Below are 22,196 nucleotides of genomic sequence, written 5' to 3' on the forward strand. Positions count from 1 at the left end.
GGATCAGACATGAATCGTAGTTGGATTTTAATCATTATAGGTGCGTTATTTGAGGTTATGTGGGTCATTGGCTTTAAGCATGCAGATGATTTATTTACTTGGGTGGGGACTGCTGCTGCCGTCGTCATATCGTTTGGCTTAATCATTATTGCATCTACCAGGTTACCTGTGGGTACGGTTTATGCGGTATTCACAGGCCTTGGGACTGCCGGGACCGTACTTTCTGAGATGATTTTATTCGATGAACCGGTTAAATTGACCAAACTATTACTCATTGCATTACTTTTGGCGGGTGTACTGGGATTGAAATTAGTCGGTGCCTCACCAAAAACTAAGGAGGTATCGGGTTGATGGCATGGTTATCATTAATTTTCGCTGGCCTATTTGAAGTAGTAGGTGTGCTCGGAATGAATAGGATCAAACGTGACAATAACGTAAAGGCTTATCTGCTCTTTGCCAGGGGGATCATTCTTAGTTTCATATGTTTGAGTTATTCATTGAGAAGTCTTCCGATGGGTACGGCTTATGCAATATGGACAGGTATTGGTACTGTCGGTGGCGCTTTAGTTGGCATGTTTTTCTTCGGTGAATCCAAAGAATGGCGACGTATTCTCTTCATTGCCATGGTGCTAGCTGCTGCTGTCGGACTTAAACTCATCTCTTAGTATGCGCAATTCATTTTAAAAACGTATAGATTCAGTAGTTCATTTTTGATCGCCCGAAAGGCCGTCCACAGCGATGGTTGCATACATAGCGCCGCCGGTCAAATCGAAGACCAATCCGGCATATGCCCATTCCTTGATTCGTGGAAAGCCTGGGACAAGTAGGGAATCATAATTTTTTTCATTGAATTTTGGCCCCTCGATGAAACGCTTGACGTTGAATCATGAGCCGATACAATGTCACCTTTAAATTTTTAAGGGAAGTTCATTTAGAATATTCCTTTACAGGAATATTCCTGATTGGGCATTTTTGAATCGTAGGATGAAAGTTATCCTGAATAACGGAGAAGATTAAACAAGAAACTGTTAAATACTGCAGTCCTTCCAGCATATTATGGAAGACCGTTTTGATAACTTGGGCAATTACTTGCTTGAACTGCAGAATAAGGAAAAACCATAACATCATTCATTTAGGAGGTGCAATACCAGTCAAAAAACGAAATGGTCTCGAGCGCGGCAAGACCTAATTGGTAAACCGGTCTGAATATGCGTCGGCAGAGGCCCTTAAAACCGTTATGGACATGGGCATGCTGCAAGGAATTGCCGAAACCTGGAATGATTGAGCGAGCTTTTGGAGTCGCTTAAGTAAAGTTAGCTAGAAAGAAAATGCGGGCTTGAGCCGTAAATTATTCCATATGAGGAGTGTATAAATTATGATTAACAAAATTGGGCAAGTTATGTTGTATGTGAATAACCAAGACGCATCCAGAGATTTTTGGACAGAAAAGCTTGGCTTCGAGGTCATCGCGGAAGTAACCAATGGTCCGATGAGATGGATCGAAGTCGCTCCTAAGGGTGCAGCAACGAGCATTGTTCTTCATAGTAAAGAGTTCGTTGCCAAAATGAACCCTGAAATGAATCTTGGAACGCCATCTATCATGTATTTCACAGACAATTTTGATGAGTTGTATAGCGATCTGAAAAACAAAAATATCAAAGTTGGACAAATTGTGGAACTTCCCTCCGGCAGAGTTTTTAACTTCGCAGATAATGAAGAAAATTACTTTGCTGTATCGGAAAAGAAATAAAATAGTTGAATAAGTTACGACAGCAGCTAATCAAAATGATCAGCTGCTTTTTTCATTGCCGTATCAGGCAAAATGGGTGTTTAATTTCGAGTCCTGTTTCCTTGTGAGACCGCAAGACTGAACAAAATGGGCAGGAGACATCGAGGCAAGGAAAAAAACCTGCGAAAGTGCAGGCTTTTCCTCAGGAAATGGCTTGTTTTGGCAAAAAGCCTGCAAAAGTGCAGGAATTTTCGCTGAAAGTGAATTTAGGGCCATTAGTTCGGTAAAAAACCTGCACTTTTGCAGGAATTCTCGGTGGCCAGCGGTCAAGGGCGCAAATTCATGTATTTTTGCAGGTTTTCTTCGTACAGCCAGACAGATTGTGGTCATCGCCTCTGACGCGAGGGTTTTGCAACAGCGGCCTTTGCAGCTGCGTTTTCCCTTACCACCTTCTTACTAAATGCAAGCAGGGCTTGGGCGCAAAAAGTGCTTAGTTGCAAGAAGCTTGCTTCCCCGATTTTGCTGCCAAAATGGATATATCACCCGCAGGGTGCTTATTTGGCTTGTCATTAAATGCCGCCTTGATATTATCCTGCATATCTGTTATATATGAAGTATAACAGATATATGAAATACACGTTATGTCTAATTGATTTTTCCGTCAGAGAGAGAAAGGATGTTTGCCATGTTCATCGAACTGGATTTGCAGTCGGAGGTGCCGATCTACGCGCAAATTGCCGAGCAGCTTGTGGAAGGCATCGCCTCAGGCGAATTGAAACCGGGCGAACCGCTCCCTTCCGTACGCAGTTTGGCAGCGGATCTGGGCATTAATTTGCACACTGTGAACAAGGCGTACCAGAGCTTGAAGCAGGAAGGGTTTTTGCAGGTTCACCGCAAGCAGGGTGTCATCGTACAGCCGGAAGGCATGCCGGGCGTGACCGAAGCGTTCAAAAGCAAGCTGCGGCGGCAGATTCGCACGTTAGCGGCGGAGGCGATCGTCAGAGGGATGCCGGAGGAGGAATTTTTGCGCGTGTGCGCGGAAGTCTATCGCGGAGGCAATGCTAAAGAAGGGGGGCATGAACAATGATCGACGAATGGTGGATTTGGGCTTTTGTAGGCGCTATGTATGTTTCGGTCGGCATTTTATTGCTGATGCTGCCGTATTTGGGGAGCCGGGCCGTTTTGTTCGGCGTGTTCGTGCCGGCTGAAATGCGCCGCGATTCCGGTGTCATCGCAATCAGACGCCGTTATATCGTTCACGGATGGGTTAATTTCGTATGCGGAGCCGCCCTGGGCGCTGTGGCGGGATGGTTGTTCGGATGGAATCCCGCGGCGGCGTTTTTGACGGCAACCGTGCTGCAAACCGCGGGCTTTGCGATTGCCGTTATGGCGGGGTATCGCGCCGCGCGCCGGATCAAGGAGGAGAGAGGCTGGGAACAGCCTGCGGACTTCCGCCGGCGAGTGGCAAATCTGCACTTCCGTAGACAGCGGCTGGCGCTCGGCAACGGATGGTATGCCATCCATCTGGTTCTGATCGCCGTATCGGTCATTTGCGCTATCGCCTTTTGGGACCGGATTCCCGATACGCTGGCAACCCATTACGGCGCCAACGGCCGACCGGACAAATATTCCGCGAAAGGCTTCGGTTCCGTCTTTACGCTCAATATCATTCAACTGCTGATGACCGCCCTCTTTGCGTCCATCAACGTCATCATCCGATTGGCCAAACAGCAGTTGGATCCGAACAGCCCCGGGGAATCGATGGAGAAGCAACTGCGGTTTCGCTGGGCCAACTCGATTTTTTTGTTCGTCCTGTCTTTGTTTGTTATCGCTTTTTTTAGCTATATTCAGGCGTCTATGCTGTATGGCTGGTCCATGAATGCAGTGATAGGGGCGGCATTGGCGCTGCCGATCGTTATTGTCTTCGGCGTCGCCGGATTTATGGTGTATCTCAGCAGCAAAGGTATCGACCAGTCGCAATACGGCCCTTCCTCCGATGACCGTCATTGGCGTGGGGGAGGCATGTGGTATTACAATCCCGAGGATCCGTCGTTGTTTGTTGACAAACGTATTGGCGTGGGGTGGACGCTGAATATGGCACAGCCGTTAAGTTGGGTGGTGCTCGGCGCTACATTGCTGCTTCCGCTGGCGATCATTGCCATCTCGCTGCTGTTGTCTTGACGAAACTCCCGGATGGACCGCCGTTTGTTTTGCCTAGATAGCCCGTACCGGTTGCTCTTTAAAAGGGTCTCAATGGTCCGGCCGCCCGCGCATCGGGCATCAAACATGTATGCTGCAATGCTTGCAGGATGCATGTTTTTTTCATTTTGCCGCCGAAAAGTTCATAAAAGTTGGAAATGTCCACCCGTTTTTTAATAAAAAGTGCATAAAAACCGGCAATATGAAGTGACGCTCCGGAAGGAAGGCGTTTATAATGTTGAATTGCACCGGCAAAATGAAAGCGAATACAAATTTGGCGAAAGGAGCTTAGGGAAAGGTTTTGGCCGAATGCGACGGCTTGTCTTGAAAGGCATTGTCGTGCTCGTCTTGATACAAAATGTATCGGAAAAGATTTTAAACAAACATTTATAGGAGGGATCTTCATTGCGCAAAAGCAGAATTCAGGCGTTATCGCTCGCTTTGACCTTATTCGGCAGTTTGTCGTTCGCTTACGCGGCGCCTGCCGCAGCGGCGGATACGGGTCTAACGGAGCAGCAGTTGAAAGATAACGATTATATTCTTTACTTCGTCAACGCCGGAGACCCTATGCCCGCTACGGTCGAAGGTACGGATAAAATGGGCTTGTACGCCAGCAGCACGGAGCAGATCTACGGCAAAGATCCGGTCACCGGAAAAAAATGGGGGCTGACCACCACAACGAGCGCAACAAACGTCACCAATGCCGCCAATAAATACGGATCGCTCCGCTATTATAATGGAACGCAAGTGCGAAGCAAAGCGTTGAGCTACAAGTTCGAGCTGCCGGAAGGCGATTACGATGTAACTTTGGGTTTTAAAAATCCGTGGAGCGGCCGAAGCGTCAACATTGTGCTCGAAGGCACTAATGTGTCGGGCGGCGATTACGATATCGGCAGCTACGGCGCCGAGAAGGAAGTGACTTATACGAAGACGCACGTCGGCGACGGCGAACTGAACGTCGATATTCAAGGGCCGTCTACGGCGGCTTTGAGCAATTACAATGACCCCTTGGTCAACTACATTATTGTTCGCAAAAATACGCTCATCCCGCTCTCCGACTTGCAGGCCAAAATCGCGGCGGCACAGGCGGAAGCCGCAAAGCCGGGCTACAGCAAATACACGGTGCAGCTGCTGAATGCCGTGATCGCTGACGCCAACGCTCTGGCAACGAGCATTGCCGGCGGCGCTGCGGACGTGGCTGCGAAGCAAAATGAAATTCGCGCAGCCATGGAAAATCTGGCCCAGGCGGTAGCCGGATTGGCGCCGGACATGGTCTATAACTCTTTTACGCCGGGAGCTGTCTGGAGAGACACGAACGGGGCGCCCATTCAGGCGCATGGCGGCGGCATGCTCTACGATGAGCCGAGCCAAACGTATTATTGGTACGGCGAAGACAAAACGAACGGCTACCTTCCCGCCAGAGGAGTGCGAGTGTATGCTTCCAAGGATCTTTATAATTGGGAAGACAAAGGTCTTGCCTTAACCGCAATCGGGTCGTTGGAGCAATTTGACACCGATCCGCTCATTTCCCGGATTTATGCCGGCCGAACGGACCGTGCGGATATTTTCAACGACATCGGTACCCAGCGGATCATCGAAAGGCCGAAGGTGATTTATAACGAAAAAACGCATAAATATGTTATGTGGATGCATACGGACGGGCCAAGCGCCACTTCCACCGCGAATTATGCAAAAGCCGAAGCCGGTTATGCGCTTAGCGATTCGCCGACGGGGCCTTTCGTCTATCAGGTGAGCAACCGCATGGATCGCGTGCCGCCCGGGGCCACGTATGACGGCCAGCCGAACCAGCCCGGCATGGCGCGCGATATGAACTTGTTCAAGGATGATGACGGCACGGCCTATCTGATTTATTCCAGCGAAGAAAATATGACGATTTATATTTCAAAGCTCAATGACTCGTATACGGATATCGTCGGCTGGCATAAGGATGGTCTGGAAACCCGCGATACGACCTACAAAGCCCAGTACGGCGTCGATTACATCCGCGTCTTTCCCGGCGCGCAGCGCGAGGCGCCCGCGATGTTCAAATATGGCGGCAAATACTACTTGATCACTTCAGGCGCTACAGGATGGGCGCCGAACCGCGCGATGTATACGGTGGCCGACAGGATTTTCGGTGAGTGGAAAGCAATGCGCGATCCTTCCGTGGGAGCGAAAGCTTCAACGACGTTCGATTCGCAAAGCACGTATGTGCTGCCCGTCGACCCCGCCAAAGGGAAGTTCATTTTCATGGCCGACCGTTGGAATGAAAGCAATTTAAAAGATTCGAGATACATTTGGCTGCCGGTCGAATTCGGGCAAAACGACGAAATTGCGCTGAAATGGTACGATCAGTGGAATTTGAGCCTGCTTGACAGCATGGGAAAAATTGCGGTGAATACTGCACTGCCGCAAAAAGCCGCTGTCGGCCAGCCTCCCGTTTTGCCCGCTGTGTTGAATGTGACCGATACGGACGGCACGGTCAAGGATACGCCAGTCGTCTGGTCGCTGAACGCAGCCGATTTTGCCAAGCCGGGTACGGTTTCCGTGAACGGCACGCTGACCGCTTTGGCCGGCCGGGTCATCAAGATCCAGATTGTCGTTGTGCCCGACCACGTGCTGTATTTTGTGCATGCAGGCGGGGCGGCGACGAGCGATTACGGCATCTGGAGCTCATACATGCAAAATACGCTGATCAACAAGTCCGTCATCGACCAGCAGTACGATCCGGTGAACGGCAAAACATGGGGCTACGTCGGCAACAGCACCAAAACTTCCGGCGACGTTTCGGGCAATCTGTACGCATCTCTGCGCTATCTCGCCAGCAATGCCGGGGACGATCTGACGTATAAGTTCGATCTCGGCAATGGCGCCTATACGGTGTACGTCGGTCTTTACGATCCTTGGTACCAATATTCCAAAGGGAACCGTAAAGCGGATATCCGCATCAACGGAGAAACGAAAACGAGCGGATACGTGTTTACCGATGCTTACGATTCGCTCGGATACGACAAAGTGAAAGTAACCGACGGGCACCTGGAGGTAACGGTTCACAGGTCCGCTTCTGCGCCTGCAACCAACTCCGACCCGCAGATCAGTTGGATCATCATCGTCGACGAAAATGCGTCAGCCACTTTAACGGGAACGGACAGCGTTCAGGCCGGCCAGTCTTTCGATTTGACCTACGGCCTTAGAAACGCCGTCACCGATTCGGTGTATGGCAGCATTTACGCCCAGGATTTGACGGTCACTTACGATCCGGGCCAGCTGCAATTTGTTTCCGCCGAACCGCTGCTCGACGGCGTAGCGGTCGTAGGCCAGACCGAGACGCCGGGACATATTCGTATCATTGCGGCCAGCCAGGGCGCAGAGCATGCGATAACTGCAGCGAACAGCGGGCAAATATTGAAGCTGAACTTCAAGGTGAACCCGCTGGCGCAGTCGGTGACAAGTACCGTGTATATGTCGGATGTCGTGGTGGCCGACGGGAACGGCGAAGAACGGCAATTAGCCGGGGCTTCCCACAGCCTGCAATTGATCGTTACGGATACGGCTGCGCTGCGTTCGCTGATCGCAGACGCACAGTCGAAGCACGATACGGCAGTGGAAGGCACGAAAGCCGGTCAATATCCGCGGGCTGCAATCGACGCCCTGCAAGCTGCCATTGATCTGGCCAAAGCGGTTGCCGACAACCCGGCATCGACGCAGGCGCAAATCAATCAGGCGGTCACTCAGCTGAACGCCGCGATTCAGACGTTCCTGGCCTCGGTGAACGTAGCCGCTCCAGGGGATGTGAACGGGGACGACCGCTTCAGCATCGGCGATTTGGCAATGGTGGCGGCGCACTACGGCGAAACTTCGGCAAGCCCGAACTGGCTGCCGGCTGCGGATGTCAATCACGACGGCAAAGTCGACATCATGGACCTCACGATCGTAGCCAGAAAAGTTTTATCACAATAACCGGTGTGTCTCAAACGCTTCCCCCTATGTACGCTGGGAGGCGTTTTTTCTTTAGGCGGCGGCAGTGCTGGCAGCACCCCCCTGGTCGTCATGCGCAGAAAACCTGCTGTGAAGAAAGTACATCCTTTTACGTCCAGGCTGCCCAGAAACCCACACGCCCACAAGCCAGAGTCGGTCGCACTATCCGCCCGATTGCGTAAAGAAAACCTGCAAAAGTACAGTTTTTGCTCGGTAGATACGCCGGCCGTGAAAAATTCCTGCAAATGTGCAGGCTTTTTGCCGCGAACATGGCCTCAGCCCCGTTTTAACCGAAAATTCCTGCACAATTGCAGGCTTTTCGCCAAAATGGGCCATTTTTGTGAAAAAAACCTGCACTTTCGCAGGCTTTTTCCCTGTCAGACCGCTTTGCTCTCCCACTTCAGCCCCGCAACCCGCGGAGGGGAGGCGTGGCTTATTCCAGCCCCGCAACCCGTGGAGGAGAGGCGTGGGGTACTTCAGCACTGCAACCCGTAGAGGAGAGGCATGGGGTACTTCAGCACTGCAACCCGTGGAGGAGAGGTATGGGATACTTCAGCACAGCAACCTTAGAGGAGAGGCATGGGATACTTCAGCACCGCAACCCGTGGAGGAGAGGTATGGGATACTTCAACTCTGCTACCCGTGGAGGAGAGGCATGGCTTATTTCACTCTGCCACCCATGCAGGAGAGGAGCGGCTTACTTCAGCACCGCAACTCGGGCAGGGCAGGTTAAGGAGGAACGGCTGTAGCCCCGCTTGTTCCTCTAACCCGACACTTTATCAACAATCTGACTTTCGCAGGTTTTTTACACGTTAATAGAGATGCGCCTCACCAATGTGCATTGCAAGCATTGCATTTCCGCCCGCCGCTTGGTTGGCTACTTCCTGCTGCGGTATACCCGTTCGGGGCGGCCGACGACGCCGTAGGACAGATCGGCGTAAAGGTCGCCGGACCCGACCAGATGCTCCAGGTAGCGCCGGCCTGTCGAACGGCTCACGCCGATCAGCTTGGCGATCTGGTCGGCCGTCAATCCCGCCGGCGCGCCTGATATGGCCTGGACAACTTTGACCAGCGTCAATTTGTCGATGCCTTTGGGCAATGGCGCTGCGTCGGGGCCGGGCTCTTTTTTGGCCGTTCCCGAGAGCAGCCGGTCGACATCGCTTTGGCTGATGCTGGCGCTCTCGTTCAACCGGCTCAGTTCGCGGCGAAAATCGAGGTAACGGACGAGCGTTTCCTGGAGCCGGTTAAAGACGAGCGGCTTTATGATGTAATCGAACGCCCCGCTGCGGACAGCTTCGCGCACCGCGTCGACTTCTTTGGCGGCGGTAATCATAATGGCATCGGTCTCGCGGTAATACTGCCGGATGTACTGCAAAATATCCAGGCCGCTCGCATTCGGCAGGTAGATGTCGAGGAACACCAGATGGGGAACGAGAACTTCCAGCTGTTCTTTTGCCTGAATGTCATCGGTGGCGATGCCGACGACTTTAAAGCCGGGCACTTTTTCAATGAATCTCCGGTTGATTTCGGCGATTTTCACGTCATCTTCGACAATCAGCACTTCAACGCTTGGTTTATGGAGCCGAATGTCCATTGAAATTCCTCCTTGCGGCGACATTTTTGGGAATGGCGGCGGTGAAGTTCGTGCCCCCTGCCGGATTTTTACCGTAGGTGACGTATCCGTTCAACTTGCTTGCCGCATGCTGGACGAGCGAAAGTCCGATGCCGCGGTTTTCTCCCGCTTTTGTCGAAAATCCTTTTTCAAAAACGGCGCTGCCCGTTTCGCCCGGAATGCCGATTCCGTTGTCTTCGCATTCGATAATCAAATCTTCTCCCAGATCGGTCAAAAATAGTTTGACATGGCCGTTATGCCTGTTGGCCCCGGCAAGCACAGCTTCCATCGCATTGTCCACCAGATTGCCGATGATCGTAACAAGCAAGTTGCGGTCGACTTGTTCCGGGATGTCTTTGAACGTGCTCTCCGGGTCAATCTCGAATGTCAGCTTAAGCTCTGCCGCATGATTGTACTTGCCGATGAGGAGCCCTCCGATCATGGGATCAGGCACTTCCTTCATAATAAATTGCACCAGGTTTTGATGCACATTCGATTCACGGCTAATCAGCTCGACGGCTTCCTGGTACGATTCAAGCTGGATCAAGCCGGAGATGACATACAATTTGTTGGAAAACTCGTGGGTTTGCGCCCGCAGCGCGTCGGCAAACCGCTTTACCTGGGACAATTCCTCCGCTAACCGGTACAGCTCGGATTTGCTGCGAAAGCTTGACACGGCGCCGATCACGCGGTGCTGCAAATCGGTCATCGGCACCCTGTTGACGATAACTTCATGATCGCCCATCAGCATTTCCCGGTCGAATTCGGCGACGCCTGTCCGAACGACCTCATGAAGCCGGGTGTTCGGTATCATTTCTTCCACCTGCCGGCCCACGATGTCGGCATGTTCCGGCATGCGCAGGAGCTGCAGCGCGTAGCGGTTCGCCATCGTAATGGTGCCTTTCCGGTCGACGGCGATAATTCCTTCGCGGATCGATTCCAGAATCGCCTGCTTCTGGGTATAAAGCGCGCCGATTTCTTGCGGTTCCAGCCCGTGGATGGAGCGGCGGACACTGCGGGCGATCAGCACCGCGCCGCTGAGGCCGACGGTCAGTACGATAAAAGAAATCAGGTACACTTGATCCTGATAAACATCGGTAATATGATCGACATCCTCAGTCAAAAAGCCGACGGACACGATGCCGATAACGGAGCCGTCCGCATCCAGCACAGGCGCTTTGCCGCGCAGAGAAGGGCCCATTGAGCCGACCGCCTTCGAGATGATCGACCGTCCTTCCAGGACGGGGCCGTTGTCTCCGCCGACCATTTCCAGGCCGATCCGCTCCGGCAGAGGATGCGAATAGCGGATGCCTTCCCGGTTTCCGATCACGATATATTCCGCATCGGTTTTCAACCTGATGTTTTCGGCGATCGGCTGAATGATCGCGGAAGGGTTTTGCTGATGGAAGGCTTCCCGGATATCGGGCATGGAAGCCAAAGTTTCCGCTACCTTCAGCGCACGCGTGCCGATCTGCTCCTCCAGTACGGAGGAAATGACATAATATAGAGTGCCTCCAAGGCTAAGGATGACAAATGCAAGCAGGGAACAGATGATCAAAATAAGCTTCGTTTGCAGACGCATCGTCCTCAAAGCACCACACTTTTTTTGCTGTTATTGTAACATAAAGCGCTATCATTTCAGTTAAAAATAGTCCGCAGCCCGCCGTGAACAATATGAACAAAATGCGCAAAACGCTTTTTTTATCGTTAATCGCGTTAAACTATTCAATTCATAAGCCTCATGTTATTCTGAAAACGTTTATAAGAAAGCGCATTCATTGACACATACAATTTATCATGGAGGGGTATTGGAATGACACGAATTTTTGCGGCTTCATGGAAAGCGGCTTCGGCCGGCTTGCTGGCGCTCAGCTTGGCTGCGTGCGGCGGCGGTGCCCAGCAGGCTTCAACGAGCGGCGGCTCGGGCAAGGAGGCAGCGAAGGCTCCGGCGGCGACGACAGCCGCAACTGCTCAAGCAGGGGCCTCCAAGTATCCGGAAAAGGCGCTCAGCCTGATCGCTCCGTCGGGCGCCGGCGGCGGCTGGGATATGACCGCGCGCACGATCGTCAAAGTATTGGCGGACACCAAAGCGCTGAACAAACCGATTACGGTGGAAAACAAACCGGGCGGAGGCGGAGCTGTTTTCATGGCGGAATACGCCACCAAAGATGTGAAGGACAATTACAAACTGTTCGTCAACTCGCCGCCGATCCTTATTAACAATTTGAAAAAGGAGGGCAACTCTCCTTACGGCTACAAGGACACGACCCCGCTGGCGCAGCTGACCAAGGATTATGGCGCGGTTGCAGTATCCGCAAGCTCCAAATATAACGACCTGAAGTCGCTGCTGACCGATTTGAAAACGGACCTGGCCAAATTCACGGTAGCGGGCGGATCGGCTCCGGGCTCGATGGATCATGTAGTCTCGATTCTTCCGGCGTTCAAATTCGGCATCGATCCGAAAAAAGTGAAGTACGTCTCCTATGACGGCGGCGGCGAAGCGATAACGGCGCTGCTCGGCGGCAATGCCGACATTCTTGGGACGGACGCTTCCTCCCTGGACCAGTATTTGAAAGCCGGCAAAATCAAAGTGCTGGCGGTAGCCGCACCCGAGCGGCTTGGCGGCAGCATGAAAGATGTGCCGACGATGAAAGAGCAGGGCATCGATGCGGAATTTTTGATCTGGCGCGGCATTTTCGGACCGAAAGAGATGAGCGAGAGCGCGAAAAAGTTTTGGGAGGACACGCTGGGCAAAATGGTGGAGTCGGACGCATGGAAAAAAGAGGTACAGGCCAACAACTGGCAGACCGAGTACAAGAAAGCGGATGATTTCAAAGCTTATCTGGCGCAGCAGGAAACGCAGGTCAAAGATATTTTAACGGCGCTGGGCATGCAAAAATAAGAGCGTCTTTAAACAGGAGATGGCTGAAAATGAACAAAACGTTCGACCGTTATGCCGGAATCGTTTTTTTTGCCGTAGGCACGCTGTTTGTCGTCGGCAGCAACAGCATTTCGGCCAGCGCCTACGGCAGCAATGTCGGGGCGAACATATTTCCGATGGTGCTGGGCATTATCCTGGCGCTGCTGAGCGTCAGGCTCGTTTATGAAACATTTCGCCATCAGCAGGCGGAGAAGCACAAGGAAAATTTGGACTACAAGCGGTTCGGCATCATTTTTGCGTCGGCTGTCTTGTACGCCTATTTTCTGGAGGATGTCGGGTTTGTCATTTCGACGTTTCTCTTTTTGATGATCGGTTTCCAGACGATGGAAAAGGGCAGGATATGGATTTCCCTGCTCATCTCCATAGCTTTTTCCTATGGCGTTTATTATCTTTACGTCCATGTGCTGGACGGTTCCCTGCCCGGTTTCCCGGCTTGGTTAGGTTTTTCCTAGCCTATTCCTGCCAGAAGCCAAGTTTTTTGCGGAAAACTTTTAGGAGGTTATAGTTGTGAGCACGGTTGAATACTTGCTTCACGGTCTGGGTACAGCGATGCAGTGGCACAATCTGGCGTTTGTTTTCATAGGCGTGCTGATCGGGACCGTAGTCGGCGTCTTGCCCGGAATCGGCCCGATGAGCGGAGTCGCGCTGCTGATTCCGATTACGGCGACGATGACGAACGGATTGAGCCCCGAGGAAGCGGCGACAAGCTCGATCATTTTGTTAGCCGGGGTGTACTACGGCGCCATGTATGGGGGTTCGACGACTTCGATTCTGCTGAACACCCCCGGCGAGTCTTCCTCCGTCGTGACGACGCTGGACGGCTACCAGATGGCCAAACAGGGCAGGGCGGGCGCGGCGCTGGCCATCTCGGCCATCGGCTCTTTTGCCGCAGGCATCATCTCGCTGATCGGCCTGATTTTCATGGCGCGGCCTCTGTCCGAGGTCGCCATCAAATTCGGCCCTGCCGAATATTTTTCGCTGATGGTGCTCGGTCTGCTCGCGATCAGCGGGCTGGCCGGCAAATCGATGGTCAAGGCGCTGATGATGACCGCGCTCGGCCTGCTGCTGGCCACGATCGGCATCGACAGCGTATCCGGCGTCGAGCGGTTTACGTTCAACATTCCCGAGCTGTATCAGGGACTGGAATTTTTGACCGTGGCGGTCGGCACCTTTGCCGTAGGCGAAGTGTTTAAAACGATTTTGCAGCGGGAAGTTAACGACGGGGAACTGGCCAAAATCAACCGGATTCTCCCCACCAAAAAAGATTTGAAAGACAGCGCCGCTCCTATCGCCCGCGGTTCCATTCTCGGCTTTTTTATCGGCTTGCTGCCCGGCGCGGGAGCGATTCTCGCTTCATTTTTCGCCTATATCGTGGAGAAAAAGCTGAGCAAAACCCCGGAGCGCTTCGGCAAGGGCGCAATCGAAGGCGTAGCTTCGCCCGAGTCGGCCAACAACGCGGCTTCGGGCGGCGCCATGATTCCGCTGCTCAGCTTGGGCATTCCTTCTTCGGGCACAACGGCCATTTTGATGGGGGCCTTTATTATGTACAATGTCCAGCCGGGCCCGCTGCTGTTCCAGGACCACCCGCAGCTTGCCTGGGGAGTGATTGCAAGCATGTTCGTCGGCAACCTGATGCTGCTCATTCTCAATATGCCGTTGGTCAAAGTGTTTGCCAAAGTGATCGAAACTCCGACCCAATATTTGATTCCGCTGATCATTGTGTTCTCCGTATTCGGCGTGTATGCGGTTCAATATTCGACCTTCGATTTGCTGCTCATTATGGGCTGCGGCATTGTCGGCTATTTTTTGCCGAAAAACGATTACCCGCTTGCCCCGCTCGTGCTCGGGCTCATTCTCGGTCCGATGATGGAAAACAACATGCGCCGGGCGCTAACGATTTCCAACGGCGATTTCATGATCTTTGTGCAAAAGCCGGTTTCTCTCGCGTTCCTGTTCGTCGGGCTGCTATGGATCACGGTTCCGCTGTTGCTGAAAATGAGAGGCAGAAACGTGCTGGTGAACGAGGAAGGATAACGATGGCGCAGCCATGCATGATGACGAGGAGAAAGGGTTATGAGCGTATTTTCGCTGATTTTGCTGAATGTGATTTTCCCTGTATTTTTGCTGATCGCCGCCGGCGCGCTGATGCATCGCATATTCCGCTTCGATATGAACACACTTTCCAAAATCAATGCGTATTTCCTGCTGCCGTGCGTGAGCTTCACGAATATTTACCAGAGCAACCTTGCCGGCGGTACGCTTTTGCAAATTGCCGGTTTTTTGCTGCTGCAAACGGCGGTCTTGATCGCGGTCGGCAAAGCCGTCGCAAAGGCATCAAAGTTTGGCAGGGGGCTCGCTTCCAGCTTTACCAACAGCATCGTCCTCAGCAATTCGGGCAATTTCGGCTTGCCGGTTAGCCAGCTTGTGTTTCAACATAATCCCGTCGGGCTTTCCGTGCAGGTGATCGTCATGATTTATCAGAACTTCCTGACCAACACGTTTGGGTTTATGAACGCCGTTTCCGTTCGCAGCCAGGGAAGCAAGCTGGTTAAGGAGCTTTTGAAAAATCCGATGATGTACGCGTTTGCGCTCGGCTTTTTGCTCAAATTGTCGGACGTTCCGATCCCGTCTTTTTTGTGGAATCCCGTGCAAAATGTTTCCGGCGCTTTTCTGGCGATCGCGCTGGTCACGCTTGGCGCGCAAAGCGCATATTTGTGCTTCAATCACTTGAGTTTCCCTCTTGCGGCAAGCGTGATCTCAAGGCTGCTGCTGTCGCCGGCCATTGCGTTTGGCCTCATTGCGGCCCTGCAGCTGGAAGGCACGACCGCGCAAGCTTTATTCATCGCAAGCTCATACCCGACCTCGCGAAACAGCGCCGTGTTTGCCCTGGAATACGGGAACGAGCCCGATTTTGCCGCACAGGCCGTGCTGCTGTCCACGCTGCTCAGCAGCGTAACCGTCGCTGCCGCCGTGTATGTGTCGGGGATTTTGTTCCAATAAACCGCCTTTTAGGAAGAAGGTGGTTTATTTTTATCTAAAATCAACATGAGAATTCATATAGCCTAAAAGAAAAGCTTCAATATGCCGATAATCTAAATCAGTAAGTTCAACTAGAGGAGGATTACGGATGTCCATTCGTGTCAAATTAATTTTGGGGTTTATTGTAGTGATGGTATTATTCACGGCGGCGATCGTAGGCAACATCGTGACCCAGTATCAAGTCGATCTGCTTGTGAGAGATATGAACAAAGCTTCATCCGAATTGACCGAGCTGCAAAATCTGACTTATTTGGGCCGCACTGCTGACGACAGCGGGGCATCGTATCTGATGAGCGCTACGGATGAGAACAAAAAGAAGTTTTTGGCCCAATACCGGCAATATGTGCAGGATGCCACAAGCAAGTTTCAGGAGGTTATGGCTGAGCAGCATGACGAAACGGAGATGCAGGCGCTTAAATCTTTTAGCACCGAATGGGAAAAGTACCAAAAAGGAAACGAAGCTACATTTATACTTTTTCAACAAAATGCCGTTCAAAAGGCGCAGCAAGCCTATACGGAAGTTACTTTTGAACCTGTCATCAATACGCTGATCGCCTACAAAGACAAGCTTGCCAAAGAAGTGGTGGAGCAAAGACGGGAGGTCGACTCCAGGCAAAAGCTGTCTTTTCAGGTCAATGTAGCGGTAACGGTTACCGCCATCGTAGTGGGGATGCTTATCGCGCTTTTTTTGGCCAATAAAATTACGAAGCCTGTGCGCCAGGTAACATTGCAAATTAAAGAAATAGCCGAGGGCGAAGGCGATTTAACGAAGCAGCTTTCCGTTGCCTCCAAAGATGAAATCGGCGATCTGGCGCGTTATTTCAACCAAATGCTCGGCAATTTGCGTTCGATCATGCAGCAGGTCGGATTCGCTTCCGTCCAGGTCGCATCCTCGTCGGAGCAGTTGACGGCCAGCGCGCAACAAACGAGCCAAGCGACGGAACATATCGCTCTGACGATGCAGGACGTCACCTCCGGTTCGCAAAAGCAGGTTGCCGATTTGCGGCATAACGTAGTCGTCATCGATGAAATATCTATGGGAATCGGGCAAATCGCTTCCAGCATTCAAGAAATTTCGCAATCGTCGGCCCATTCATCGGAAGCATCAATTGAAGGAAACCGGTCGCTGCAAACCGCTGTCGGACAGATGGCGTCCATCGAACGCTCGATTCAATCGTTATCGGAAGTTATCAAAGGCTTTGCGACCCGTTCGCAAGAGGTCGAGCAAATCGTTTCGGCCATTACGGAAATTGCCGCGCAAACGAATTTGCTTGCCCTGAATGCCGCGATCGAAGCGGCGCGGGCGGGCGAACACGGCCGGGGCTTTGCCGTCGTCGCAGGCGAAGTGAAAAAGCTTGCCGCGCAATCCGGCTCCTCCGCGAGCGAAATTACCGCATTGATTCGCCATATTCAAAGCGATACGGTCAAAGCCGTACAATTTATGGAAGCGAGCACCAAAGAAGTGCAGGAAGGAACCGAGATTATCCGGCAAGCCGGCCACTCGTTCGAAAACATTCAGCAATCCGTCGGCGACGTTGCCGGACAAGTCCAAGAAGTGTCCGCCGCCGTCCAGCAAATGGCAGCAAGCGCAGATATGGTCGTGGGCTCGATCAAGGTCGTGGCGGCATTGTCGGAAGAAGCGGCGGCAGGAACGGAGAGTGTGTCCGCAGCCTCGGAAGAGCAGTTGGCTTCCATGGAAGAAATCTCTTCCTCGGCAGCTTCGCTGGCATCCATGGCGGAAGATTTACAAACACTTGTCGGGAAATTCAAGGTGTAATTTAAAAAGGGGGGCCGCCGGCCCTCCTTTTTTTGATGCGCGTCCCCGCCGCCGCGGGTGAAACCGCGCAGCTGCAGTGCGCCGGTGCCGCGCGGCGCTCCGGACTGCTGCGAAACAGGCCGCCGCATGTCGGCCGCCGTCTATGCAGTGCCATATACCACCCGCCTCACACGCACACAACACAACACATCACAGACGATACACGACATACTATACGCACAGACCACACGCACATACAACACGATGCACGGCACACATACCATATGCATACACCACAAACGATACGCGAACATACCACACGCACACACCACAAACGATACATGACACATACCACACGTACACATAACACGATACACGGTACATAAACCACGCGTACACACCACAAACGATACACGTACATACCACACGTACATACAACACGCCACCTACCATGCATGCGCACACCCACCCACGATACACGTCATACGGTACACACCACACAAACCAAAAACACGCATACCAGCATATTCCAAACGTACCACGCATGATACACGACATACACCACACAAGCCCAAAAAAAAACATACCACACATTTCACAAACGCACCACGCACACCGCGCGCTGTGATCTGCATTTGGTGTGGCGCTGAGCAAAAAAACTGCAAAAGTGCATCTTTTTACCGCAGGATGTGCCGCCTTGGCGAAATTCCTGCAAAACTGCAGGTTTTTCGCCAACATTTGGGGCTCCGCCCCGTCAGAACAGGAAAAAGCCTGCACAATCGCAGGCTTTTCCTCCAAACGGGCCGTTTTCGCCAAAAAAGCCTGCACAATTGCAGGCTTTTGACCCCAGCTCTGCGGCGCCACCGAGCGCCCAAGCACGCGGCGCTACCGAGCGCTGCCGCAGCAGCGGGCGCTTCCGCCCGGCCGCTGGCCTTACTCGCTGGAAACGATGAGTTCCAGCTGTCCGTCCAGCCGGTAGCTGCCGAATCCTAGCGGCAGAATGAAATGGTCGCCTTTTCGCAGGCTGAAGCTGCCGGTTTCCGTTTGCAGCGCGCCTTCGCCGGACAATACGCTGAAGATCGTGTATTTGGCCGGAGCCGCGAAGGAGGAGGAGCCGTTTACGTCCCATTTTTGCACGGTAAAAAAGGAATTGGAGACGAACGTCGTAATCCGGGCGCCGCCGCTGGTCTCCACGAGATACTCCGCTGCGCTCGATTGATGAGGGACGGTCGTGACCTCGACCGCTTTTTCCAAATGAAGCTCGCGCAGGTTGCCTGCCGCGTCTTTGCGGTCGTAATCGTACACCCGGTACGTGGTGTCGGAGCTTTGCTGGGTTTCCAGCACGACGATCCCTTTGCCGAGAGCGTGAATCGTTCCGCTGGGGACGTAAAAGAAGTCTCCCGGCTTCACGGTGACGCGGCACAGCAGCTCGTCCCACTCGCCGGCCTGGATCATGGCTGCAAGCCGCGCTTTGGACTGCGCTCTGTGGCCGAAAATGATTTCCGCCCCAGGCTCGCAGTCGACGATGTACCAGCACTCGGTTTTGCCGAGCTCGCCGTTTTCGTGCTCCATGGCGTAAGCGTCATCCGGATGCACCTGTACGGAGAGATCGTCCGACGCGTCGAGAATTTTTGTAAGCAGCGGAAATTTGCCCGCCTTCGATCCGAACAGCTCGGGCCGCTTCTCCCAAAGTTCGCCGAGCGTCGTGCCGGAGAATGCCCCGCCTTTGGCCGTGCTTTGGCCGTTCGGATGGGCGGAGACCGCCCAGCATTCCCCCGTCAGCGCGGAAGGAATGTCGTAGCCGAACAGCTCATTCAGCTTCGTGCCTCCCCAGATGCGGTCTTTGAATACCGGTTCGAGAAAAATCGGTTCCATGTTTGTCAAGCTCCTCTCTGTTTTTGAACGCTTAATAAGCAAGATGGACGAGCGCCGCGGCGCCGACCAGCCCTGCATCGGTGTGCAGCGAGGCCGGGACGATGTCCGTCCTGCGTCCGGTCGGGTTCAATGCATGAGCGGATACATAGGCTTTGACAGCCTGAAAAAGCGGCTCGCCGACTTGGGACACGCCGCCGCCGATGACGATTTTGTCCGGGTCCAGAATGTTGATGAGCGATACGCAGCCGACGCCGATGTTATGGTACATTTTGGCCGTCAGCTCGGTCATTTCCGCGTTTCCGCTGGCGGCAAGCTCGAATACTTCTTTGGAAGTAACCGTTCTTCCTAACCGCTCCGAGGCTTGTCTCGCTATCGCGGTTCCGGAAGCGACCCATTCCCAGCAGCCGTACTGCCCGCAGACGCAGCGCCCGGCGGACGGGTCAACGACCATGTGCCCGGCATCGCCGGCATTGCCGCTGGAACCGGTCAAAAGCTTGCCGTGCAAATAAATGCCGGAGCCGATTCCGGTGCTGATCGTGATGAAAACGAAATGGTCGCTGTCCTTGGCGGCGCCGACCCATTTTTCCGCGAGCGTAGCGGCGGTCGCATCGTTCTCCATGCGGATCGGGTAGCGAAGATAGCGCTCCAGCTCTTGCACCAGCGGGAAATCCTGCCAGCCCGGCAAGTTGGGCGGGCAAGTAATTTTACCGCCGGCAGGGTCCAGCGGTCCGGGAGCGCCGATGCCGATCCCGCGAATGGCGGCGGCGTCTGCACCGCTGTCCGCGATCAGCTTTTGCACGTCGGCCGCGATTCGCTCCACCATTTGCGCCGGTGGAACGGCGAGGTCGGTTTTTAATGCGTTTTTGGCAATGATGCTGCCTTGGGCATCCACGATGCCGATGGCGGTTTTCGTTCCGCCTATGTCGATTCCAATAGCTAAACTCAAAGGTCTTCCCTCCAAAAATATGGGCTTTTAACTTGACAAAACTTGACGAAATTGATTATTGTCAAGCTATGTTGATTGTATCATAAGCGGGAGGAAATGAACATCATGCCAAGGCCGAAAAAAGTTTCGATGCAGGATATTGCGGATAAGCTTGCCGTCTCCAAAAATGCCGTTTCTTTGGCGCTGTCCGGCAAAAAGGGCGTCAGCGAGCAGCTCAGGCAGGAGGTGCTGCAGGCCGCCCGGGATCTGGGCTACGGCATGGTGGCGGAAGCCGGAGGTCCGCAGCGGCAGGAGCATGCGGCTGTGCCGGTGCTTGTCCCGGATCGAATTATGAGCTATGAGGATAACGATCATTTTTTGTTTTACCACGATCTGATCTGGGGGCTGGAAAAACGGCTCGGGGAAAAAGGGTTCAACGCCGTTATTTTGAGAATCAGCGATGAGATGGAAAAGCGGCTGAAGCTGCCCGAGCTGGTGCTTACGCTTCCTTCGCGGGGAATGATTTTGTTCGGGATTGTGGATCGGGAATACGCCGAGATGGTCCGGCAGCGCTGCGGTCCGGTTCTGATGTTCGATTCCTATCATCGCGGCCTCCCCGGTCCGGTCGTGACGTCGGCCAATATCGAGGGGGCATATGAAGCGGTCCGCTATTTGCTCGGCCGCGGCCATACGCGCATCGGGTTTATCGGCCCGACGAACTTGACGACGAGCCATGAGGAGCGGTGGTTCGGTTATTGGAAGGCGATGCGGGAGAGCGGAGCCGCGGAGCGCGCGGATTTTTGTTTGCTGGAGTCTGCGGGTTTTGCCTTTACTGCGGAGGAACTGGACGCTTTTTTGGACGGGCTGGCCGAGCGGCCGACGGCGTTCTTTTGCGGGAATGACAGGATCGCGCTGCTGCTGATCACGGCGCTGCGCGAGCGCGGCATCCGGGTTCCCGAGGACATGTCCGTCATCGGATTTGACGGGCTTGCCCTTTCGGAGACGTCGGACCCGCCGCTGACGACGATGAAAGTGGATAAAGCCGGCATGTGCGATGCCGCCGTGGCGTGGCTGCTGATGGAGCCGATGGAGCAGCCGTTTTTGAAGTGGGGCGTCCCCGCGGCACTGACCGTCCGGCATTCGGTGGCGGCAGCGGACTGACCGCCTAAAGCGTTTTGGCGCCTCCGGCCATTTTCAATTTGCGGTAATCTTTCGGCACGACGCCTTTGCTTTCCCGGAAAATGCGGGAGAACGTCTTGTACGAGCCGTACCCGACTTCGTGGGCGATTTCCGCAACGCTCATGTCGGTGGACACAAGCAGGCTGCAGGCGTGGCGGAGGCGCAAATCGTGCAAAAAATGAACGAACGTTTGCCCGGTCGTTTGCTTGATGACTTCGCTGATTCGGGACACGCTCATCGAGAACCGCGCGGACAGATCGGACAGCGACAGCTCCTCCTGGTAGCTGCTGTGGATGTAGTGAATGATCGGCCATACCGACAGGCTGGCTTTGGATGCGGGCGCTGCCGCCGATGAGGGCTGGCCGTCTGACCTTCGGCAGCGGTCGAAGCGGATCAAAATTTCCTTAAGCTTCGCCTGCAAAAGCGTGCGCCGCCAGCGCTCATCCCCTTGGTATTCCCGGAACATGTCTTCCAACAAGAGCCGCATCCGCGCCTGCTCTTGCTCGCCCAGCTGTACGTAGGCAGGAAGCGGGTCGGCGTCGTTGATGAGGCCGGACAATCCTTCCTCGGCGCTTGCTTCCATCAGCAGATCCATGCTGAACTCGCAGTTGTACAGCACCAGAGTGCTTCCGGGATCGGTGAACAGCTCGTGCACCTGGTACGGCAGGACGAACGTGAATGTTCCGGGCAGCATCGGATGGCGCATTCCGTTGATCGCCTCGGACCCGCCGCCTTCCACAACGTAGGAAAACTCCAGAAAATCGTGGCGGTGAGCGCGAAAGCCGTGCTCAAGCCGGTGCAGGCTGAGATGAAACGGGAACGCCGAATGCATATTTGGATACGTTTTCAAATAAGCGGGAAAGTAAGTCATGTTTGTGGTCCTCCGAAAAATTGGGACGTTTTTCGAAAAATACGGTACGCTTTCTTTTTGTTTTTATCTTACCATAAATGGCAGAGGAACAG

Annotated in this window: 18 protein-coding genes and 1 pseudogene; 13 read left to right on the top strand and 6 right to left on the bottom strand. The window is 53.6% G+C overall.

The window, feature by feature from the left end; genetic code table 11:
- Window positions 1-9 precede the first annotated feature (9 nt).
- From AC0LWT_RS28370 to AC0LWT_RS28400, 7 genes and pseudogenes are all read left to right on the top strand, one after another.
- Window positions 10-351: a DMT family transporter gene (locus tag AC0LWT_RS28370; protein WP_474684652.1), complete on the top strand. Its 342-nt coding sequence runs from the start codon at window positions 10-12 to the stop codon at window positions 349-351.
- Window positions 351-665, top strand: a complete 315-nt coding sequence (locus tag AC0LWT_RS28375) for a DMT family transporter (RefSeq protein ID WP_474684653.1) — start codon at window positions 351-353, stop codon at window positions 663-665. Before AC0LWT_RS28370 ends, AC0LWT_RS28375 begins: the two co-directional genes overlap by 1 nt.
- A gap of 524 nt (window positions 666-1,189) precedes the next feature.
- Window positions 1,190-1,311, top strand: a pseudogene (locus AC0LWT_RS28380) (SRPBCC domain-containing protein); the annotation flags it as partial.
- 64 nt (window positions 1,312-1,375) lie between these two features.
- The gene (locus AC0LWT_RS28385; RefSeq protein WP_474684654.1) at window positions 1,376-1,750 is read left to right on the top strand and encodes a VOC family protein; all 375 of its coding nucleotides are present in this window, start codon (window positions 1,376-1,378) and stop codon (window positions 1,748-1,750) included.
- 664 nt (window positions 1,751-2,414) lie between these two features.
- Window positions 2,415-2,816, top strand: coding sequence for a GntR family transcriptional regulator (locus tag AC0LWT_RS28390; protein WP_474684655.1), 402 nt, complete (start codon window positions 2,415-2,417; stop codon window positions 2,814-2,816).
- The gene (locus tag AC0LWT_RS28395; protein WP_474684656.1) at window positions 2,813-3,910 is read left to right on the top strand and encodes a DUF1648 domain-containing protein; all 1,098 of its coding nucleotides are present in this window, start codon (window positions 2,813-2,815) and stop codon (window positions 3,908-3,910) included. The genes AC0LWT_RS28390 and AC0LWT_RS28395 overlap by 4 nt, the downstream gene beginning before the upstream one ends.
- 423 nt (window positions 3,911-4,333) lie before the next feature.
- Complete coding sequence (locus AC0LWT_RS28400) at window positions 4,334-7,888, top strand: cohesin domain-containing protein (RefSeq protein ID WP_474684657.1); 3,555 nt, start codon at window positions 4,334-4,336, stop codon at window positions 7,886-7,888.
- A 180-nt stretch (window positions 7,889-8,068) separates the two neighbouring features.
- Here the strand turns inward: AC0LWT_RS28400 and AC0LWT_RS28405 are convergent, their stop codons facing one another.
- The 3 genes from AC0LWT_RS28405 to AC0LWT_RS28415 all read right to left on the bottom strand — a co-directional run bounded on the left by AC0LWT_RS28405 (window position 8,069) and on the right by AC0LWT_RS28415 (window position 11,100).
- Window positions 8,069-8,305, bottom strand: a complete 237-nt coding sequence (locus AC0LWT_RS28405) for a hypothetical protein (protein WP_474684658.1) — start codon at window positions 8,303-8,305, stop codon at window positions 8,069-8,071.
- 478 nt (window positions 8,306-8,783) lie between these two features.
- Window positions 8,784-9,500, bottom strand: a complete 717-nt coding sequence (locus tag AC0LWT_RS28410) for a response regulator (RefSeq protein WP_474684659.1) — start codon at window positions 9,498-9,500, stop codon at window positions 8,784-8,786.
- Window positions 9,481-11,100: an ATP-binding protein gene (locus AC0LWT_RS28415; protein ID WP_474684760.1), complete on the bottom strand. Its 1,620-nt coding sequence runs from the start codon at window positions 11,098-11,100 to the stop codon at window positions 9,481-9,483. Before AC0LWT_RS28415 ends, AC0LWT_RS28410 begins: the two co-directional genes overlap by 20 nt.
- A gap of 231 nt (window positions 11,101-11,331) precedes the next feature.
- Between AC0LWT_RS28415 and AC0LWT_RS28420 the strand changes: the two genes are divergently transcribed.
- The 5 genes from AC0LWT_RS28420 to AC0LWT_RS28440 all read left to right on the top strand — a co-directional run bounded on the left by AC0LWT_RS28420 (window position 11,332) and on the right by AC0LWT_RS28440 (window position 17,275).
- Window positions 11,332-12,420 (top strand): tripartite tricarboxylate transporter substrate binding protein, encoded by a 1,089-nt coding sequence (locus AC0LWT_RS28420; RefSeq protein ID WP_474684660.1) that lies wholly within the window; start codon window positions 11,332-11,334, stop codon window positions 12,418-12,420.
- 29 nt (window positions 12,421-12,449) lie between these two features.
- On the top strand, window positions 12,450-12,911 hold the full coding sequence (locus AC0LWT_RS28425) for a tripartite tricarboxylate transporter TctB family protein (RefSeq protein ID WP_474684661.1): 462 nt from the start codon (window positions 12,450-12,452) through the stop codon (window positions 12,909-12,911).
- A 55-nt stretch (window positions 12,912-12,966) separates the two neighbouring features.
- Window positions 12,967-14,493 (top strand): tripartite tricarboxylate transporter permease, encoded by a 1,527-nt coding sequence (locus AC0LWT_RS28430; RefSeq protein WP_474684662.1) that lies wholly within the window; start codon window positions 12,967-12,969, stop codon window positions 14,491-14,493.
- A gap of 39 nt (window positions 14,494-14,532) precedes the next feature.
- Window positions 14,533-15,459: an AEC family transporter gene (locus AC0LWT_RS28435; protein WP_474684663.1), complete on the top strand. Its 927-nt coding sequence runs from the start codon at window positions 14,533-14,535 to the stop codon at window positions 15,457-15,459.
- A gap of 127 nt (window positions 15,460-15,586) precedes the next feature.
- Window positions 15,587-17,275 (top strand): methyl-accepting chemotaxis protein, encoded by a 1,689-nt coding sequence (locus AC0LWT_RS28440; RefSeq protein WP_474684664.1) that lies wholly within the window; start codon window positions 15,587-15,589, stop codon window positions 17,273-17,275.
- A 912-nt stretch (window positions 17,276-18,187) separates the two neighbouring features.
- On the opposite strand, the gene manA is transcribed toward AC0LWT_RS28440, so the two are convergent.
- Window positions 18,188-19,129: a mannose-6-phosphate isomerase, class I gene (manA, locus tag AC0LWT_RS28445; RefSeq protein WP_474684665.1), complete on the bottom strand. Its 942-nt coding sequence runs from the start codon at window positions 19,127-19,129 to the stop codon at window positions 18,188-18,190.
- Between the two features lie 31 nt (window positions 19,130-19,160).
- A complete protein-coding gene (locus AC0LWT_RS28450; protein ID WP_474684666.1) occupies window positions 19,161-20,075 on the bottom strand; it encodes an ROK family protein in 915 nt (304 codons plus the stop codon).
- A gap of 105 nt (window positions 20,076-20,180) precedes the next feature.
- Between AC0LWT_RS28450 and AC0LWT_RS28455 the strand changes: the two genes are divergently transcribed.
- Entirely contained in the window at window positions 20,181-21,215 is a 1,035-nt protein-coding gene (locus AC0LWT_RS28455; RefSeq protein ID WP_474684667.1) for a LacI family DNA-binding transcriptional regulator, read from the top strand.
- Window positions 21,216-21,219: 4 nt separating this feature from the next.
- Here the strand turns inward: AC0LWT_RS28455 and AC0LWT_RS28460 are convergent, their stop codons facing one another.
- The gene (locus AC0LWT_RS28460; protein ID WP_474684668.1) at window positions 21,220-22,104 is read right to left on the bottom strand and encodes a helix-turn-helix domain-containing protein; all 885 of its coding nucleotides are present in this window, start codon (window positions 22,102-22,104) and stop codon (window positions 21,220-21,222) included.
- Window positions 22,105-22,196 lie beyond the last annotated feature (92 nt).

The organism is Paenibacillus sp. sgz302164 (assembly GCF_056120505.1).